General features: G+C 44.2%; 11 protein-coding genes and 3 tRNA genes. 9 read left to right on the top strand and 5 right to left on the bottom strand.

Annotation, left to right across the window (positions count from 1 at the left end):
• Positions 1-115 precede the first annotated feature (115 nt).
• The 4 genes from ACTD55_RS13580 (at position 116) to ACTD55_RS13565 (ending at position 5,953) form a co-directional block, all read left to right on the top strand.
• A complete protein-coding gene (locus tag ACTD55_RS13580; protein WP_438864877.1) occupies positions 116-1,981 on the top strand; it encodes a glycoside hydrolase family 2 protein in 1,866 nt (621 codons plus the stop codon).
• A gap of 456 nt (positions 1,982-2,437) precedes the next feature.
• A complete protein-coding gene (locus tag ACTD55_RS13575; protein WP_438864876.1) occupies positions 2,438-3,877 on the top strand; it encodes a diguanylate cyclase in 1,440 nt (479 codons plus the stop codon).
• 156 nt (positions 3,878-4,033) lie between these two features.
• Positions 4,034-4,411: a BlaI/MecI/CopY family transcriptional regulator gene (locus ACTD55_RS13570; RefSeq protein ID WP_438864875.1), complete on the top strand. Its 378-nt coding sequence runs from the start codon at positions 4,034-4,036 to the stop codon at positions 4,409-4,411.
• Between the two features lie 6 nt (positions 4,412-4,417).
• Entirely contained in the window at positions 4,418-5,953 is a 1,536-nt protein-coding gene (locus ACTD55_RS13565; protein ID WP_438864874.1) for a M56 family metallopeptidase, read from the top strand.
• Positions 5,954-6,104: 151 nt separating this feature from the next.
• Here the strand turns inward: ACTD55_RS13565 and ACTD55_RS13560 are convergent, their stop codons facing one another.
• Entirely contained in the window at positions 6,105-6,584 is a 480-nt protein-coding gene (locus ACTD55_RS13560) for an acyl-CoA thioesterase (RefSeq protein WP_438864873.1), read from the bottom strand.
• 219 nt (positions 6,585-6,803) lie between these two features.
• Between ACTD55_RS13560 and ACTD55_RS13555 the strand changes: the two genes are divergently transcribed.
• The 3 genes from ACTD55_RS13555 to ACTD55_RS13545 all read left to right on the top strand — a co-directional run bounded on the left by ACTD55_RS13555 (position 6,804) and on the right by ACTD55_RS13545 (position 7,138).
• A tRNA-Ser gene (locus ACTD55_RS13555) sits at positions 6,804-6,893 on the top strand.
• Positions 6,894-6,897: 4 nt separating this feature from the next.
• Positions 6,898-6,974: transfer RNA gene (locus ACTD55_RS13550), tRNA-Arg, on the top strand.
• Positions 6,975-7,061: 87 nt separating this feature from the next.
• A tRNA-Arg gene (locus tag ACTD55_RS13545) sits at positions 7,062-7,138 on the top strand.
• A gap of 322 nt (positions 7,139-7,460) precedes the next feature.
• Here the strand turns inward: ACTD55_RS13545 and ACTD55_RS13540 are convergent.
• Together ACTD55_RS13540 and ACTD55_RS13535 are read right to left on the bottom strand one after the other, a co-directional pair.
• Positions 7,461-8,114 carry an MliC family protein gene (locus ACTD55_RS13540; RefSeq protein WP_438864872.1) on the bottom strand — a complete coding sequence of 218 codons (654 nt, stop codon included), beginning with the start codon at positions 8,112-8,114 and terminating at the stop codon, positions 7,461-7,463.
• 53 nt (positions 8,115-8,167) lie between these two features.
• A complete protein-coding gene (locus ACTD55_RS13535) occupies positions 8,168-8,842 on the bottom strand; it encodes a nitroreductase family protein (RefSeq protein WP_438864871.1) in 675 nt (224 codons plus the stop codon).
• Positions 8,843-9,008: 166 nt separating this feature from the next.
• Between ACTD55_RS13535 and ACTD55_RS13530 the strand changes: the two genes are divergently transcribed.
• Together ACTD55_RS13530 and ACTD55_RS13525 are read left to right on the top strand one after the other, a co-directional pair.
• Positions 9,009-11,300: a TonB-dependent receptor gene (locus ACTD55_RS13530; RefSeq protein WP_438864870.1), complete on the top strand. Its 2,292-nt coding sequence runs from the start codon at positions 9,009-9,011 to the stop codon at positions 11,298-11,300.
• 12 nt (positions 11,301-11,312) lie between these two features.
• Entirely contained in the window at positions 11,313-12,635 is a 1,323-nt protein-coding gene (locus ACTD55_RS13525; protein ID WP_438864869.1) for a PepSY-associated TM helix domain-containing protein, read from the top strand.
• A gap of 63 nt (positions 12,636-12,698) precedes the next feature.
• On the opposite strand, the gene csrA is transcribed toward ACTD55_RS13525, so the two are convergent.
• Positions 12,699-12,911, bottom strand: a complete 213-nt coding sequence (csrA, locus tag ACTD55_RS13520) for a carbon storage regulator CsrA (RefSeq protein WP_438864868.1) — start codon at positions 12,909-12,911, stop codon at positions 12,699-12,701.
• A gap of 153 nt (positions 12,912-13,064) precedes the next feature.
• Positions 13,065-15,662, bottom strand: coding sequence for an alanine--tRNA ligase (gene alaS / locus ACTD55_RS13515; RefSeq protein ID WP_438864867.1), 2,598 nt, complete (start codon positions 15,660-15,662; stop codon positions 13,065-13,067).
• Positions 15,663-15,748 lie beyond the last annotated feature (86 nt).

Below are 15,748 nucleotides of genomic sequence, written 5' to 3'. Positions count from 1 at the left end.
CGCTTTTTATTAAAAATTCGGCGATCTTTATCTACTACTAATCGATGTCTTTTGTTCTGCGTCGGGATATGGAATGCTAGGCTTTCAATAACTCAATTAGCCTGTTGATTTCCCTATGCATACATTTAAAACAATGATCAGTAGTCATTTAGCCACACTAGTGGTTTCGGTTTTTCTGTTGGTAGCAACCCATACCGACGCCAGCAACTTGATTCAGAACCCGTCAGCACGCACGGTGATGTCACTTAACGGTGATTGGCACTATATTGTCGATCCCTATGAAAACGGCTTTTATAACTATCGCTACGAGCCCAAAGATCAGCAGGACAATCCTGGCGCTGAAGCTTATTTTATCGATCAGAAACCGCTAAATAAGTCGGATCGGGTCGAATTCGATTTTGCCACTTCACCTACCATGCAAATACCCGGTGACTGGAACACTCAAAATGACAAGCTTTATTACTACGAAGGTACGATTTGGTTTCGACAGGATTTTGATTATTCCCTAAAAGAGGGTAAGCGCGTGTTTGTGCATTTTGGCGCAGTCAATTATGAAGCCCATGTATACCTGAATGGAAAAAAACTGGGCATGCATGAAGGCGGCTTTACTCCGTTTAATTTTGAAGTGACCAATTTACTCAAAGCCAAGGGTAATTATCTGGTGGTCAAAGTCGATAATAAACGTCGTCGTGATGCGGTGCCTACTCTCAATACCGACTGGTGGAATTATGGGGGCATCACCCGAGATGTGACACTACTCGAAACACCCGCAAACTATATTCAGGATTATCGTATCCAGCTAGAAAAAGATCATCCCAATACTATTAGCGGTTACGCCCAATTAGACGGGGACAAGATTCGCAATCAAAAAGTCACCTTATCCATTCCAGAGCTAGGGATTAAGACGGTTAGTACAACCAACGATAAAGGCCGGGCAACATTCAGTTTAACCAACAGCGGCATTCAATACTGGTCACCGGAATCGCCCAATTTATATGATGTCAGTCTGCAATTGGCGCAAACACAAGACTCTAAAGTCAGCGACAAAATCGGCTTTCGCAGCATCAGTGTTGAAGGTGATAATATTCTGCTAAACGGCAAGTCCGTTTTCTTGCGAGGGATTTCTTTACACGAAGAAAATCCGCTACGCGGTGGCCGCGCCTATTCCGAGCAGGATGCCCGCCTGATGCTGGGTTGGGTTAAAGAACTGGGCGCCAATTTTGTGCGCCTGGCTCACTATCCGCACAATGAAAACATGCTTAAAGTCGCCGATGAAATGGGGATTCTCGTATGGGAAGAGAATCCCGTATACTGGACAATCCTGTTCGATAATCCCGCCACCTTTGACAATGCCGCCAACCAGTTACGTTCGGTAATTAGCCGGGATAAAAACCGCGCCTCAGTCATTGTCTGGTCGATGGCCAATGAAACGCCTCGTGGCGACAGTCGCCTTAACTTTTTAAAACGCATTTCTGCTATTGCCCGCGAAATGGATGATAGCCGCCTGATCAGTGCTGCGCTGGAAAAACATTATGTGAAGGGCAAAGACAATGTGATTACCGTGGATGACCGGTTTGCCGATTACGTGGATATTCTCAGCTTTAACGAATATGTGGGTTGGTACGATGGATTACCGGATAAAGCCGCCAGTATTGAATGGGATATTAAACAACATAAACCAGTATTTATTTCCGAATTTGGCGGTGGTGCCTTGCAAGGTAAACATGGTGACAAGATGACCATGTGGACCGAGGAGCATCAGGAATATCTGTATCAGGAAAGCTTAAAAATGCTGGAGAAAATCCCGCAGTTACGCGGTATGTCACCGTGGATTCTGGTGGATTTCCGCAGCCCCAGACGTTTATTACCGAACATTCAGGACGACTATAACCGCAAAGGCATCATTGGCAGCAATGGCAAAAAGAAAAAAGCCTGGCAAGTGTTGCATGATTACTACCAACAAAAAGCCAAACAGTATTAGTCATCACTAGGGTGTGTTGCGGTTTAGATTGAATAAAATCCATACTGCGGAAGACAACACGCCCTAAGATATCCCCAATTAATTGAAGTGCGTCTGACTCAGATCAATATTCAATTCGTTGCAGTAGTATCTACAAATCAATGAGTTATACTTGCCTATCAAAATGAGTAATCAATTGTGATTAATGAGGTAGGCTTTGATCAAGTTTCTGTTTCTAATTCCGACTCTGTTATGTTTGGGTTGGTTTTTATATTTACGACAACATGACTACAGCTTTGAACAAGGCAAAAAAGGCTATATCTACATTCTGATTTTTTCTTCTGTCATTGCACTGTTTTATACCCTGTTGTTATGGTTGACTCATGTATAGGCAAACTGGCTGTTGAGGAAAGTATTTTACTATCTCGTTTTCAACTCAAAGTACTCATAACCATACGCTAAAAGGGCAGTATTAATATGATACTCAACCTACACCGTGCTTTAATCTCAAGCTCTGTTGGTAACAAGTTATTACGACACGGTTTGCTGCTACTCGCTTGGCTGGCAGTATGGTATTTGAGTGCCTTAGTCGAATATACCGCCCATGCCAGTGTGTGGTTTCCCGCTGCAGGACTCACTCTAGCCGCACTGTTCTTGCTCGGCATAACAGCGGTTCCAACATTAATGATTGCTGCGATATGGGTCACAATGCAAACGGCATCCGATTACCATATCCAACTCACTCAATTTAACTTGCTAAAAGCCGGATTATTATTTGGTATTGCGCATATTCTGCCCTATTACCTGGCCAGTAAATTTCTACGCTGGCTCCACTTCAGCAAAAAACTAAGTTTGCCACAGTTTATTATTAGCTTTTTAGTCACTGCAGCGGTGGCTTCATTAATAACCACATTTTGCGTTTTAATCGCATTAATTGGCTCGAATATGATGCCTGCAGACGATTTTTATCGAACCTGGTTACCGTTCTGGATTGGCGATATGGCAGGAATTGTGATACTCACCCCATTGTTTACCGGGCTTTTGAGCAAACTATTCAAGCACGCCAAATTCAACCTCAAAGATCTGGTCGACAGCCAACTGATAGGCCCTTCTGATCACTACTATTTTAAAATAATCGGCTGTATTTTATTGGTTATGGCATCAATGCTGTTGGCCAAACTAAGTGGGGCTGAAGTCAGTGCGTTTGCGATATTTTTCCTAGTGATCCCCCACATGTGGATAGCCTGTACTGAAAGCCCACTATTCAGCTTTTTAAGTTTAACGTTAACCAGTCTGATCATCGTATTTCTGGTGCATCTGTTAGGATTAATGGATTATGTATTAGTTTATCAGTTTGCTATCAATGTCATTGCGGCCAATACCATGTTTGGCGTAGCCATTCCCGCGCTTATCAAAGATAACCAATACCTGCGCAATATGGCCTTTACCGACAGCCTTACCCAAGTGGCATCCAGAGATCACATCATACAGCAAGGGTTACTTGAGTTACGCAGAAGCCAGTGGGAGCAACGTCCTCTTTGCCTTATCGTGTTTGACATCGATCATTTTAAACATATCAACGATGAATATGGTCACAGCGTGGGTGATATGGCGCTTAAGCACATAACTGAAACGGCACAGTATTCACTGCGTCCTTCTGATTCGTTAGGACGTTTTGGGGGCGACGAATTTATCGTGTTATTACCGGACACCGAGGCAGAAGCAGCATTAATGGTGGCCGAGCGTATTCTGCAGCGCGCCAGACAAGTTAAAATTCCCTCAGGAGAGACCCTCACCGTTAGCATTGGTATTGCTCAAATGAAGCAAGATGATGACTTCGATGCCCTATTTGAACGAGCAGACAAAGCGCTATATCAAGCCAAACGAACCGGCCGCAATTGCATCTTTACTGAATAATCAGCTTAGCGATAACTCGCCACTCCAAGTTAATGTCAGGCTAATCACTTTCGGATCAAAATTCATTTTCTTGGCACTTTTTAAATAAATGATTTGACTGTTCAGTTTTTATACTCTACAAATGTAGATATTATATCGACATTTGTAGAGGTTAAAATGAAACTGAGTGAATTTGAACTGGATGTGATGCAGCTTTTTTGGCAAAAGCCTCAAGCCTCAGCCCCGGAAATACACGAAATAATTAGTCAAGATCGGGATGTCGGTTATTCAACGGTCAAAACCATTATTGATCGGCTGGAACAAAAATCTGCCTTACGACGTACCGGTCAAATTGGACGTACCATCTATTATGCATCCGCAGTCGCTAGAGAATCGATATCAACTCCATTATTGAATGGTTTACTCAAGCGTGTTTTTGCTGGCAAACCAAAAACGTTAATTGCCCATTTAATCGAAAACGAATCCTTAAGTACCAGTGATATTGAATCCCTGCAAGCCATGCTTATTGACAAACAACGTCAGAATAAGGAGTGAAGTCATATGGAGCTTTATTTCAACATTAATCTCTGTGCAACACTATTTAGCCTGGTCGCCTTGTTGACACTACAACATGCCCCCGCCAGATTGCGTTTCTACATTGTACTGATGAGTATGTTTTGCTGGTTGATCCCCTGGCCTTATTTGTACGAATTAAGATTAGCCCCTGCGATTCAGCAGTCAGCTGATTTTATACCCTACATTCCATTGCCTTCTTTTGATATAGCCTCTGTCACCCGCCATCACAGCTTTGTCTGGAATTCACTTTTAGACTGGTGGTGGCTTGCAGTTTTAGCTATCGGTAGCACGCTGATGCTGGTAGATATTGTTCAATATTGCCGCCTGTATCGCCAGTGGCATAAACGTTCCCATAACGACAACAAACTATGGCAATTACTGGATAAAACTGATGTACCTGTTACCGTCCGCCGTTTATCCGCCCCCATCAGCGGCATGCTGACAGGACTGCCAAAGCCGATTATCTGGATAGATGACGCTTTGCAAGATAAAGACTTATTGAAATGTACCCTATTGCACGAGTTTACCCACTGGCAGCAAAAGGATCATCTTTGGCTATGGGTCATCACATTGTTACAGCGGTTATTCTGGTGGAATCCGCTAATCTGGTTAATGGCTCGTTATGCCCGTCAGCAAATTGAATTGAGTTGCGATGAGCACTGCCGTCACCAGATGCCACAACACCATTACCAGCAGCAGTTAATTCAACTTATTTTATCTCAACACTCTCATTCCTTGCCCAATCAAGCAGTTTTAGGTATGAGCTCCAAGCAAAAGTTCAGCCTAAAACGGGTGAACCATTTAAATAAGGAAATAAAAATGAAAAAACGCTATTTATTTGCTCCTATTGCAATGATTTTAATGACCTCTTGGATGGGCATATCCAATGCCACATCCGTCGACTCGCCAACGCTTACAAATAAGTCGCTGAATAGCCTTTTTAAACAAGCTTATCAGTCGACTTCAGACGGAAATGGAGCCACTGCCATTACCTTCTTACAAGAAATTCAACCTGAAATAGCCAGTTACTCCGAGGCCGAGCAATTTTATTACTGGGAAGCCTTATCCATCGCATTTGTTAGTCAACAAAAACTTCAGGAAGCGGCCACAGCCCAAAATAACGCAATTAAAATCGGTGACGCAGTACCGACATCATCATTCATTAAAGTACTCAATGAGGCAGCCGGGATAGCCATGGTAAATGAGGATTGGCATAAAGCTGAAAGTTATTTTGAGCACCGCTATCAATTGCAACCAACGTTGCCTAATAAAACACAATCCAATTTTGCCATAGTGAAATTTAAATTGGCTCATTACGATGAAGCATTAGAAAAGATAAATGAATTAATCAATGACAGTGAAAATCGCGGAGAAAGTCCTAAAGAGAGCTGGCTGAAGTTAGCTGCAGGCTGTTATAACGAATTAGAAGATCAGGCAAAAATGGTAGAAACCTTAGAAAAGTTAGCCCGTTACTATCCGAACAACAAAAACAAACAAATGCTTTCGCGTTTAGGTCTGTAACAATTTATCGGCGCTGCCGGACTCACCGCAGCGCTCCACCTGCGGTGAGTATTTTAGTGACCAACGATGCTTAGCCATCCATAAAGCCACTCTTACACTATTAATGGCAGCGAAATAACAGACACTAAAAAAATGGCTATCTACGCTGATTTTATTCTTTGATAGCAGCCAACAGTTCGTTTTCCAACTGTTTAGAAAATTCTTTAGCATGCACCGCGTAGGATTCTAGCGCTTTGTCTTCATCCGTCTCGGCAACCCAAGTTGGCACATCAACCGGGTAGCCAGATGCATCTTGAGCAACAAAAGAAATTATGCAGCGACAGGTATCCACCATATTATTTTTCTGTGGATCACCGGATTTTACTGCCACAAAAATATTCATACTGCTGTTGCCGGTATGCACGATTTTGGCATTCAATGTGACCATTTGCCCCACCAATATGGGCCGAAAAAAACGGATCCCACCAACGGACACGGTGACACAATAATAACCACTCCATTGCGCTGCACAGGCATAACCGACCTGATCCATCCATTTCATCACAGCACCACCATGTACTTTACCACCAAAGTTCACATCGGTCGGTTCAGCCAGAAATTGAAAATTAATTTCCCTTTTTACTCCACTCACTATGACACCTCTCAATTCTATTTATGTGGTGTATTACCCTTTTTATAAATATACCTAAAACCAAACTTGTTTAGACATAAATATCTGGCAGCACACCATATTTCAATAGTTTCTGTATAGAAAATGAGTGTTTTGTTCAAAATCCCGTCACAAGGTCTTTTCCAACCAAAAAACCATTGACTTCCACACCTGAATCATTAAACTGCGGCGTCTCGAAACGGAGAGATGGCCGAGTGGCTGAAGGCGCGCCCCTGCTAAGGGCGTATAGGTTAATCCCTATCGAGGGTTCGAATCCCTCTCTCTCCGCCATTACGCGTGTGTAGCTCAGCTGGATAGAGTACCTGGCTACGAACCAGGCGGTCGGAGGTTCGAATCCTTCCACACGCGCCATTTCGAGAAGATTTATTTTCGCCAGAATTAACAATTAGCTGTATAGTTAATTCGGTGAAAGAGCAAATTGCTCAACAAGTTTACCACGCGTGTGTAGCTCAGCTGGATAGAGTACCTGGCTACGAACCAGGCGGTCGGAGGTTCGAATCCTTCCACACGCGCCATATAAAATAGAAAAGCCCCAACGCAGTTCGTTGGGGCTTTTTTGTTTTTTAGCCTGCATGAAGGATTTGAACCGACGAAGGAGGGTTGACAAAAATGTCTGGAACATTTTTGAACGCACGCAGTGCGGCCCGAAGGGCGTAGCACATGGATGTGCGAAGTCATCCTTCCACACGCGCCATATTAGATTAGCCTCGTCATACGACGGGGCTTTTTTTTATGCGTGTGTGGTTGAGATATGCGCAGAAACTCTTGCAAATAAGCTCAGGCTCCAAAATCGAGTCTGTAATTAATCATCAATCACCGTTGGCGAAGCCAATAACACTACTTCTTTTTGCAGATTGCTTCGGGACTATCTGGCCCCCATTTAACTTTTGCTTCGCCTTGATGTTCCCAAAATAACGTATTGCGACCTTGATATTTGGCCCCACTGGCCGCCGGTTCGATATACATCAAAGACATACTGTTGTTCCAGCTTGCAATCAGGGTAGCGGGTTCAGATTGATAAAAGGTGACGCTAAGCTCGCCATTTGCTGGTTCTGCACACTGGTATGTAATCGGGCCAATGCTATCAACCAGCTTAAAGCGTGCCTGTAGCTCGGCAATACGCATATGATACATATCACTAGTGCACTGCACTTTATCATCGGCTTTCCAACATTCATCCCGGCCTTTTATCCACCCGCGTTGCTCTGACTTCAATAGGTCTAGCATTTGTCCCTGCACCTTCGCTAAGGCTTGCTGATAGACGTTGCCCAATTGCTGATCAAATTGAGCTAACACATTATCCTGACACACTAGTTGTTCAATGGAACTGAGTTCCGCATTGTTACAATCAAATGAAGGATTAACCGTACGCTTTACCGATTTAATTGGGGCGGTCTGCGCATCTGGCTTGGTAGCAACACAAGCTGACATGACAAATATACTCACCAGCACCATTGACGCTTTACTGAGTATTAGGTTTAATTTTTTCATTGGGATCCCTGATGTGGTTGTCAAAAATAAGTACCTAGTATGTTTGCTTTGGGCTAAACAAAACTACAAATCTGTTCCAGTGCTTTCTTTTTAAGTGCATGCGCGGGAATGGTGGCATTATCAGCCGGATAACCTGTCCCAATCAACATAAAGGGTCGTTCATTATCCGCATCTCGCTGACATACCTTGGTTAAAAAGCTCATTGGTTTGGGTGTATGCGTTAAGGTTCCCAACCCCGCATGATGTAATGCCTGAATTAAAAAACCACAGGCTAAGCCCACCGACTCGTGCACATAATAATTAGTTTTATCATCGGTCTGCTCTATCCCGCCACGTTTTTGACTAAACACGGCAATTAACCACGGAGCCTCTGTCAGATACTCTTTTTTAGCATTGGTTCCCAAGGGTTTGAGTGCATCCAGCCACTCATCCCCTGCTCTACCGGCATAAAACGCGTGCTCCAAAGCTTCGGCCTCGGTGCGTATTTGTGCCTTAACCTTTGCATCACTAATGGCGACAAAATGCCAGGGTTGATGGTTGGCTCCACTGGGCGCACTGCCAGCCGCCAAGATACATTGTTCAATAATCTCTTGGGGTACTGTCTTGGTTGAAAACTGACGGATTGAATGACGTCGCCGACAGTCCGCCAAGTATTGCTGTGCCCGTTGTAACATCTGTTGCTGCGGGTATTCGATAAAGTCAGTGAGTGGAAAGTGCTGTTCGCTCATAAATGCATACCAGAAATTAGCTATATGCCTACGCTAACAAATTAATATTAAAAAAGCAGCGCAATGTGGTTGGTCGCGATTTTCCGTGGTGCGACAATTTGCCACATTGTCTAATAAAAGAGATTATTTAAACTACTGAGCACGATTCAAATCCCTCGGTAGTTGCATGCAGTTTTTCATCCCCCGTCATCACATTTTTACATTGTTATTGTCGCTGATTGGTACATCGGTATTGGCCGAACAAAGCCCGGACACACCCGATAAAGACGTTGAAAAAGTTACCATATGGGGGGCGCAATCTTCGCTTAATCAAGAATCGGTTAGCCCCAGCTTTACTATGCAGCAACAAGATATGCAAAGTATTAATGCCGCAACCACGGAGGATATTGTTAAGTTTGCTCCGAGTATCGTGATCCGTCGCCGCTTTATCGGTGATGCCAATGGCACCTTAGGATTACGCGGCTCAAATATGTTTCAAACCTCACGTTCGATGGTGTTTGCCGACGGCGTACCATTACATTATTTATTGCAATCCCGCTGGAACGGTTCACCGCGATGGACCATGGTGTCAGCCAGTGAGATTGCACAAGTAGAAGTCCTGTATGGCCCCTTCTCGGCCGAATACAGCGGCAATGCGATGGGCGGAGTGGTATTAATCGAAACCGCCATTCCTCAGCAACAAGAATTTCATTTCGATGCCAGTTATTTTAGCCAAGACTTTGCTGATTATGGTTTTGATAACCGTGTTAGTGGTTATAAAAGTTTTGTCTCTTATGGCAATAAAATTGACGATGTGAGTGTTTATTTCTCTTATAACCATCTACAAAATGACAGTCAGCCACAATCATTTTACTACGGAGGAAAGCCCTCAGACAATCAGCCTATCGAGGTTACCGGCGCTATTTCCGAAATGGATGAGCTCGGGCGTTCACAACGATTCTTTGGTGACACCGGAGTGGTTGATACCGGTACAGATAATTATAAATTCAAATTGGGTTACGATTTTGGCAATTGGTCCAGCTTGCTGAATATCGCTTATGAAGATAGAAGTTCAGTGGCCGATTCAGCGAACAGTTATGTGATCGATAGTAATGGAAATCCAGTCTGGGGAGGAGATGTCAGTCAAAATGGTCAGCAGTTTTCTATTCCCGCCAGCCGCTTGAATGTTAGCCAAATGGATCGCGATAGCTTATCTATTGGTCTGCGGGTAAAAGGATATATTTCTGACACCATTGGCCTTGAGGCCAATCTCAGTCACTTTGGCATTATTAATGACCAGACACGGGCATCGCTGACCAACCCTAAGCATCCAGCCTATACTCCAGCTGGTCAAATTACCGATTATCATGATACAGGTTGGAAAACCGCTGAAGTCAAACTGACCGTTGAGCAGTTTGCCAATCACAATCTAACCCTGGTTACCGGCGCCCGGTATGAGGCTTACCAGCTCAATATTGCCATTTATGACTCTGCCGATTACGCCAATGGTAGCAAAGATAAGCTAAACAATAGCAGCGGTGGCGAAACTGACATTAACGCTTTATTTGCGCAACTTAATTGGCATATGACTCAACAGTGGGATATGACCTTAGGTGGCCGCTATGAGTCGTTCCACAGTGCTAAGGGCTATTATTCACAAGATGACAGCCAAACTCCTGAACTTGATCTCATTAACGTCCCCAAAACCTCGAACAGCCAATTTTCACCCAAGTTTTCACTGGCCTATCAACCAAATGAGGATTGGGCTTTTCGTTATTCGTTAGCCCAAGCGTATCGTTTCCCGATTGTAGAAGAGTTATTCAGCCAATATCAGGCTTACAATACCGTTAGTCAGGCTAATCCCGATTTACGCCCGGAAGCAGGGATCCACCACAACCTATCCGCTGATTACTTGCTAAACAAAGGTTACGTACGGGTGAATTTATTCAGTGAAAATATTCATGATGTGATTGAGTCCCAATCCACTACCTTACCGGGAGGATTATCGGTGCGTACCTTTGTACCGATTGAAAAAGTCACGACTCGCGGTGTCGAATTGATCTATCAACAACGGGATATCGGTTTCGAGGGACTCAACCTGAATGCCAATCTGGCATTTACCGATTCGACAATTATTAAAAATAGTGTAAATCCAGATATAGAAGGTAAAGTCTATCCACGCATGCCGAAATGGCGCGGTAACTTGCTGGTCAATTATGCATTATCCGAACAATGGGATATCGGTGCCAATATGCAGTACGCTAGCAACAGCTATGGTCGCACGGATAATCTGGATAGCGCGTACCATGTATATGGAGCACAAGACCGTTATTTACGTATTGGATTAAAATCTACCTATCACTGGGACGATAATCTTAAATTCAGTCTGGGCGTGGATAACCTGAGCAATCAAATCAGCTATGTTGCTCACCCTTGGCCAGGCAGAACCTGGCATTTCAGTGTCGCTTACGATATTTAATGGATCTGCACCATGGCATCGAGTAACCCCTCCCCTGACAAGGATACATACAATGTTTCCCGTAAACTCTATCGGCTCATCTGGCGCTGGCATTTTTATGCCGGGTTATTCTGCATGCCCTTTATTCTGACGCTGGCGATTTCCGGCTCGATATTTTTATTTAAGCCACAGATAGAAGACTGGATTGATCAACCTTTTCATACATTAACCGTTGAAGCTCATCGCGCTAGCGCCAACCAGCAAATACAAGCTGCATTGTCGGCCATACCGGAAAGTCGTTTTGTAAATTATCAACTGCCTCAATCGGCAAACGAGGCGGTGATTATTCAGTTATTAAAGCAAGGGGAACCGTGGCGAGTTTATGTCAATCCGTACAACCTCGATGTGCTCAAGGTGGTAAAAAAAGAAAATCAATTTATTGAGTTGGTGCGCAGCTTTCATGGTGAACTATTAGCTGGCAATACGGGTTCAGTGCTAGTTGAATTGGCCGGTTGTTGGGCGATGGTGCTGATAGTGTCCGGTTTATATTTATGGTGGCCCAAACACGCATCCGGCTTGGCGGGTGTTTTGTATCCCCGCTTAAATAAAGGCAAGCGGCTATTCTGGCGCGATATACACGCTGTAACTGGTATGTGGTTATCCTCTCTGGCTCTATTTTTATTATTAACCGGTTTACCTTGGGCACTGGTATGGGGCAGCGTATTTAAAGAGGTACGCAGTTGGTTAGCGACTCCCGTGCAACAGGATTGGAGTATCAGTCGAGCCCAAGAACACCAGCACATGAGCCATTCAGCTTTAAACCATGTTGATTTGAGTGAAACGGTATTAGCTCGTGTCAACAAACTGGATTTAGCCCCGCCGGTAATATTATCCATCGACGATAAAAACACCCAGCAATGGAAGGCACAATCTAACCATCAAAACCGCATGTTGCGCAGTAATGCGTGGTTCAGTCACGATGGTCAATTAACACGAATCGAGACATTTTCTGACCGTAAAACGATAGATAGAGTCATTGGCATTGGTATATCTGCTCATGAAGGACAGTTATTTGGTTGGTTTAATCAGCTACTTGGGCTAATCACCACCAGCGGATTAGTGATTATGATGGTCAGTGGTTTTATATTATGGCGACGACGTAAACCACAAGGTCTATTAGGGGCTCCGCAAGCGCTACCCGACGCTAAAGCCGGCAAAGCAGTCACCTTAATTGTTGCCATGATGGCGTTGTTTTTGCCCCTGTTGTGGATGTCACTGATAGTAATATGGGGAATTGAACAACTGATATTGAAGCGATTCAAACCGCTTAGACGATGGTTTGGATTGGCTGGGTAATAATCTCAAGGGTATTGCCAAGATAATAAAAAGGCTGGGAAAACCAGCCTTCTCTATTGGTGCTTAATCATCATCCCCTGACGGTTCTTCATGAGCAGCAAGTTTGGTGTTTTTCTCAGCCTGTATGCGCATGTAAATTTCTTCACGATGCACAGACACTTCCTTAGGTGCGTTAACACCGATACGAACCTGATTTCCTTTTACCCCTAACACGGTGACTGTTACTTCATCACCAACCATTAATGTTTCACCTACACGACGGGTCAAAATTAGCATTCTCTTGCTCCTATTCCGTTTATTCCAATAATTAGTCCCTTCTAAAGTTAGCTTATATTTGAGCAGAAGCACAAATATTGCTATCGACCTCTCCTGTTTCTGTTGTCACTTCAAAAACTGGTCGATTATCAGGGGGTTACCCTAAATTCGAATTTACAGTTGCGCTTCCAACCAAGTCGGAACTGACGCAATCGCCGTAGCTAAATTTTCAGGTTGTGACCCACCCGCTTGTGCCATATCGGGTCTGCCACCACCTTTACCACCAACTTGTTGAGCAACAAAGTTAACCAATTCCCCGGCTTTCACTTTACCGATTAAGTCTTTGGTCACACCGGCGATCAAATTGACTTTATCGCCGTTAGCCAGACCCAACATTAAAATACCACTGCCTAGCTGACTCTTGAGTGTATCGCTCATATCACGTAAGGATTTAGCTTCAACCCCTTCTAATACACAAGACAGTACTTTGATGCCTTTTATTTCAATAACCTGAGAAAGCAGATCAGACCCGGCCTGACTAGCCAGTTTTTGCTTGAGTTGCGCTATCTCTTTCTCTAGTCCTTTACCTTGTTCGACTAATTGCGCCACCTTATCGTAGATATGGGCACTATCAGACTTAATCAAGGCAGCCACATTATTCAACTGTGAAGCCTGTTGCTGGGTATATTCCAACGCGGCCTGGCCGGTTACCGCTTCAATACGTCTCACACCGGCGGCAATACCGCTTTCAGAAATAATGCGGAACAAACCAATGTCACCTGTTTGTTTGACATGTGTTCCACCACATAATTCAATCGAAAAATCGCCCATCGATACCACACGTACTTGTTCATCGTATTTCTCGCCGAACAAGGCCTGTGCTCCAGAGGCTTTGGCTTCTTCCAATTCCATCAGTTTGGTTTGTAACGGATGGTTAAGGCGAACTTGCTGATTGACCAGATTTTCGATTTGAGTAATTTCTTGTTTACTCACCGCTTCAAAGTGCGAGAAGTCAAAACGCAAACGCTCAGCATCCACCAGTGACCCTTTCTGATTAACATGATCACCTAAAACGTCTTTTAATGCAGCATGTAACAGATGAGTGGCGCTGTGATTAAGACGAATTGCCTGACGACGCTCTGTGGCGACCTGCGCGTTCACCGTATCACCGAGTTTTAGTTCTACCGATGCAACCCCTTGGTGGGCAACCGCATGACTTAACTTAACCGTATCATTAACGGTAAAGTCACCCTTCGCCAAACGCAGCACACCGCTGTCACCAATTTGGCCACCCGATTCAGCGTAAAATGGGGTTTGATCCAGAATGACCGTTCCTTCGGCACCGGCTTCAAGTTTATCCACTGATTGACCTTGGCTAAATAACTCGACGACCTTGGCATTACCTTGTTCAAACTCGTAACCGGTAAACTCAGTTTTCTGCTCGGACTTCAATACATCGTTGTAATCAGTACCAAAGTTACTGGCTTGTTGGGCTCGTTTGCGTTGCTGCTGCATCGCGGCTTCAAACCCGGCTTCATCGATCTTTAAATCTTTTTCCCGTGCCACGTCATTGGTTAAATCGGCTGGGAAGCCATAGGTATCATACAATTTAAATACGGTTTCACCGGGAATGGTATCGCCCTGTAAGTTAGCGATCGCATCGTTTAACAAATGCATGCCACGCTCTAAGGTGCGTGAAAATTGCTCTTCTTCAACCCGTAATACTTTTTCTACCGTAGCTTGCTGGGCTTGCAGTTCCGGATAGAACTCACCCATTTGTTTAATCAATGAGGCATAGAGTTTATAAAAGAAAATATCATTGGCGCCGAGTTTATAACCGTGACGTACCGCACGACGAATAATTCGGCGTAAAACGTAACCACGGCCTTCGTTGGAAGGCATCACCCCATCACAAATTAAGAAACCGCAAGAACGAATATGATCAGCAATCACGCGTAAGGATTTATCCTGTAAATCATCACTACCTACAATGTCAGCCGCATCTTTGATCAGATTCTGAAAAATATCGATTTCGTAGTTACTGTGGACATTTTGCAAAATAGCCGAAATCCGCTCTAATCCCATACCGGTATCGATTGAAGGCTTGGGTAACGGCTCCATCGTACCGTCGGCCTGACGGTTAAACTGCATAAAGACCAAGTTCCAGATTTCGATAAAACGGTCACCGTCTTCTTCAGGGGAGCCTGGAGGACCGCCCCAGATATGCTCGCCATGATCATAGAAAATTTCCGAACAAGGGCCACAAGGACCAGTATCACCCATTGACCAAAAGTTATCCGATGTACTGATACGGATAATTTTATCGGCGGGCAAACCAATTTCATTTTCCCAGATGGCAAAGGCTTCATCGTCTTCGGAATAAACCGTTACTAGCAGTTTTTCTGCCGGCAAACCGAGATGTTCAGTTAAAAAAGTCCAGGCAAATTTAATCGCTTCAGTTTTAAAATAATCGCCAAAACTGAAATTACCCAACATTTCAAAGAAGGTGTGATGACGCGCGGTATAACCAACATTTTCCAAATCGTTATGCTTACCACCGGCACGAACACAGCGCTGCGACGATACCGCACGCGTATAACTGCGCTTATCAGCGCCCAAAAACACATCTTTAAACTGATTCATCCCCGCGTTAGTAAACAGCAAGGTAGGATCATCGGCCGGAACCAGTGAGCTACTACTCACTTTTTGGTGATTATGTTGTGCAAAATAATTGAGAAAAGCACTTCTAAGGTCGGCGGTGGTTTTGATCATCGATAATCCTGACTGGGTAAAGCGAAATTGATTAAAAAATTAGCTGCGCAACATATCATGAAAATGGGCCGGTTTACAGATGCAAG

Origin of the sequence: Neptunicella sp. (assembly GCF_048268085.1) — a bacterium.
Taxonomy (GTDB): Bacteria; Pseudomonadota; Gammaproteobacteria; order Enterobacterales; family Alteromonadaceae; genus Neptunicella.
The sequence above is the reverse complement of the archived record's forward strand: the minus strand, read 5'-3'. Positions and strand labels throughout refer to the sequence as shown.

Bases quoted from the DNA above. Each gene is read 5' to 3' on its own strand.
- ACTD55_RS13540 (WP_438864872.1), bottom strand. From the start codon at position 8,114: ATGAAAAAATTAAACCTAATACTCAGTAAAGCGTCAATGGTGCTGGTG.
- ACTD55_RS13575 (WP_438864876.1), top strand. From the start codon at position 2,438: ATGATACTCAACCTACACCGTGCTTTAATCTCAAGCTCTGTTGGTAAC.
- ACTD55_RS13530 (WP_438864870.1), top strand. From the start codon at position 9,009: ATGCAGTTTTTCATCCCCCGTCATCACATTTTTACATTGTTATTGTCG.
- ACTD55_RS13565 (WP_438864874.1), top strand. From the start codon at position 4,418: ATGGAGCTTTATTTCAACATTAATCTCTGTGCAACACTATTTAGCCTG.
- ACTD55_RS13580 (WP_438864877.1), top strand. From the start codon at position 116: ATGCATACATTTAAAACAATGATCAGTAGTCATTTAGCCACACTAGTG.
- ACTD55_RS13570 (WP_438864875.1), top strand. From the start codon at position 4,034: ATGAAACTGAGTGAATTTGAACTGGATGTGATGCAGCTTTTTTGGCAA.
- alaS (WP_438864867.1), bottom strand. From the start codon at position 15,662: ATGATCAAAACCACCGCCGACCTTAGAAGTGCTTTTCTCAATTATTTT.
- ACTD55_RS13525 (WP_438864869.1), top strand. From the start codon at position 11,313: ATGGCATCGAGTAACCCCTCCCCTGACAAGGATACATACAATGTTTCC.
- csrA (WP_438864868.1), bottom strand. From the start codon at position 12,911: ATGCTAATTTTGACCCGTCGTGTAGGTGAAACATTAATGGTTGGTGAT.
- ACTD55_RS13535 (WP_438864871.1), bottom strand. From the start codon at position 8,842: ATGAGCGAACAGCACTTTCCACTCACTGACTTTATCGAATACCCGCAG.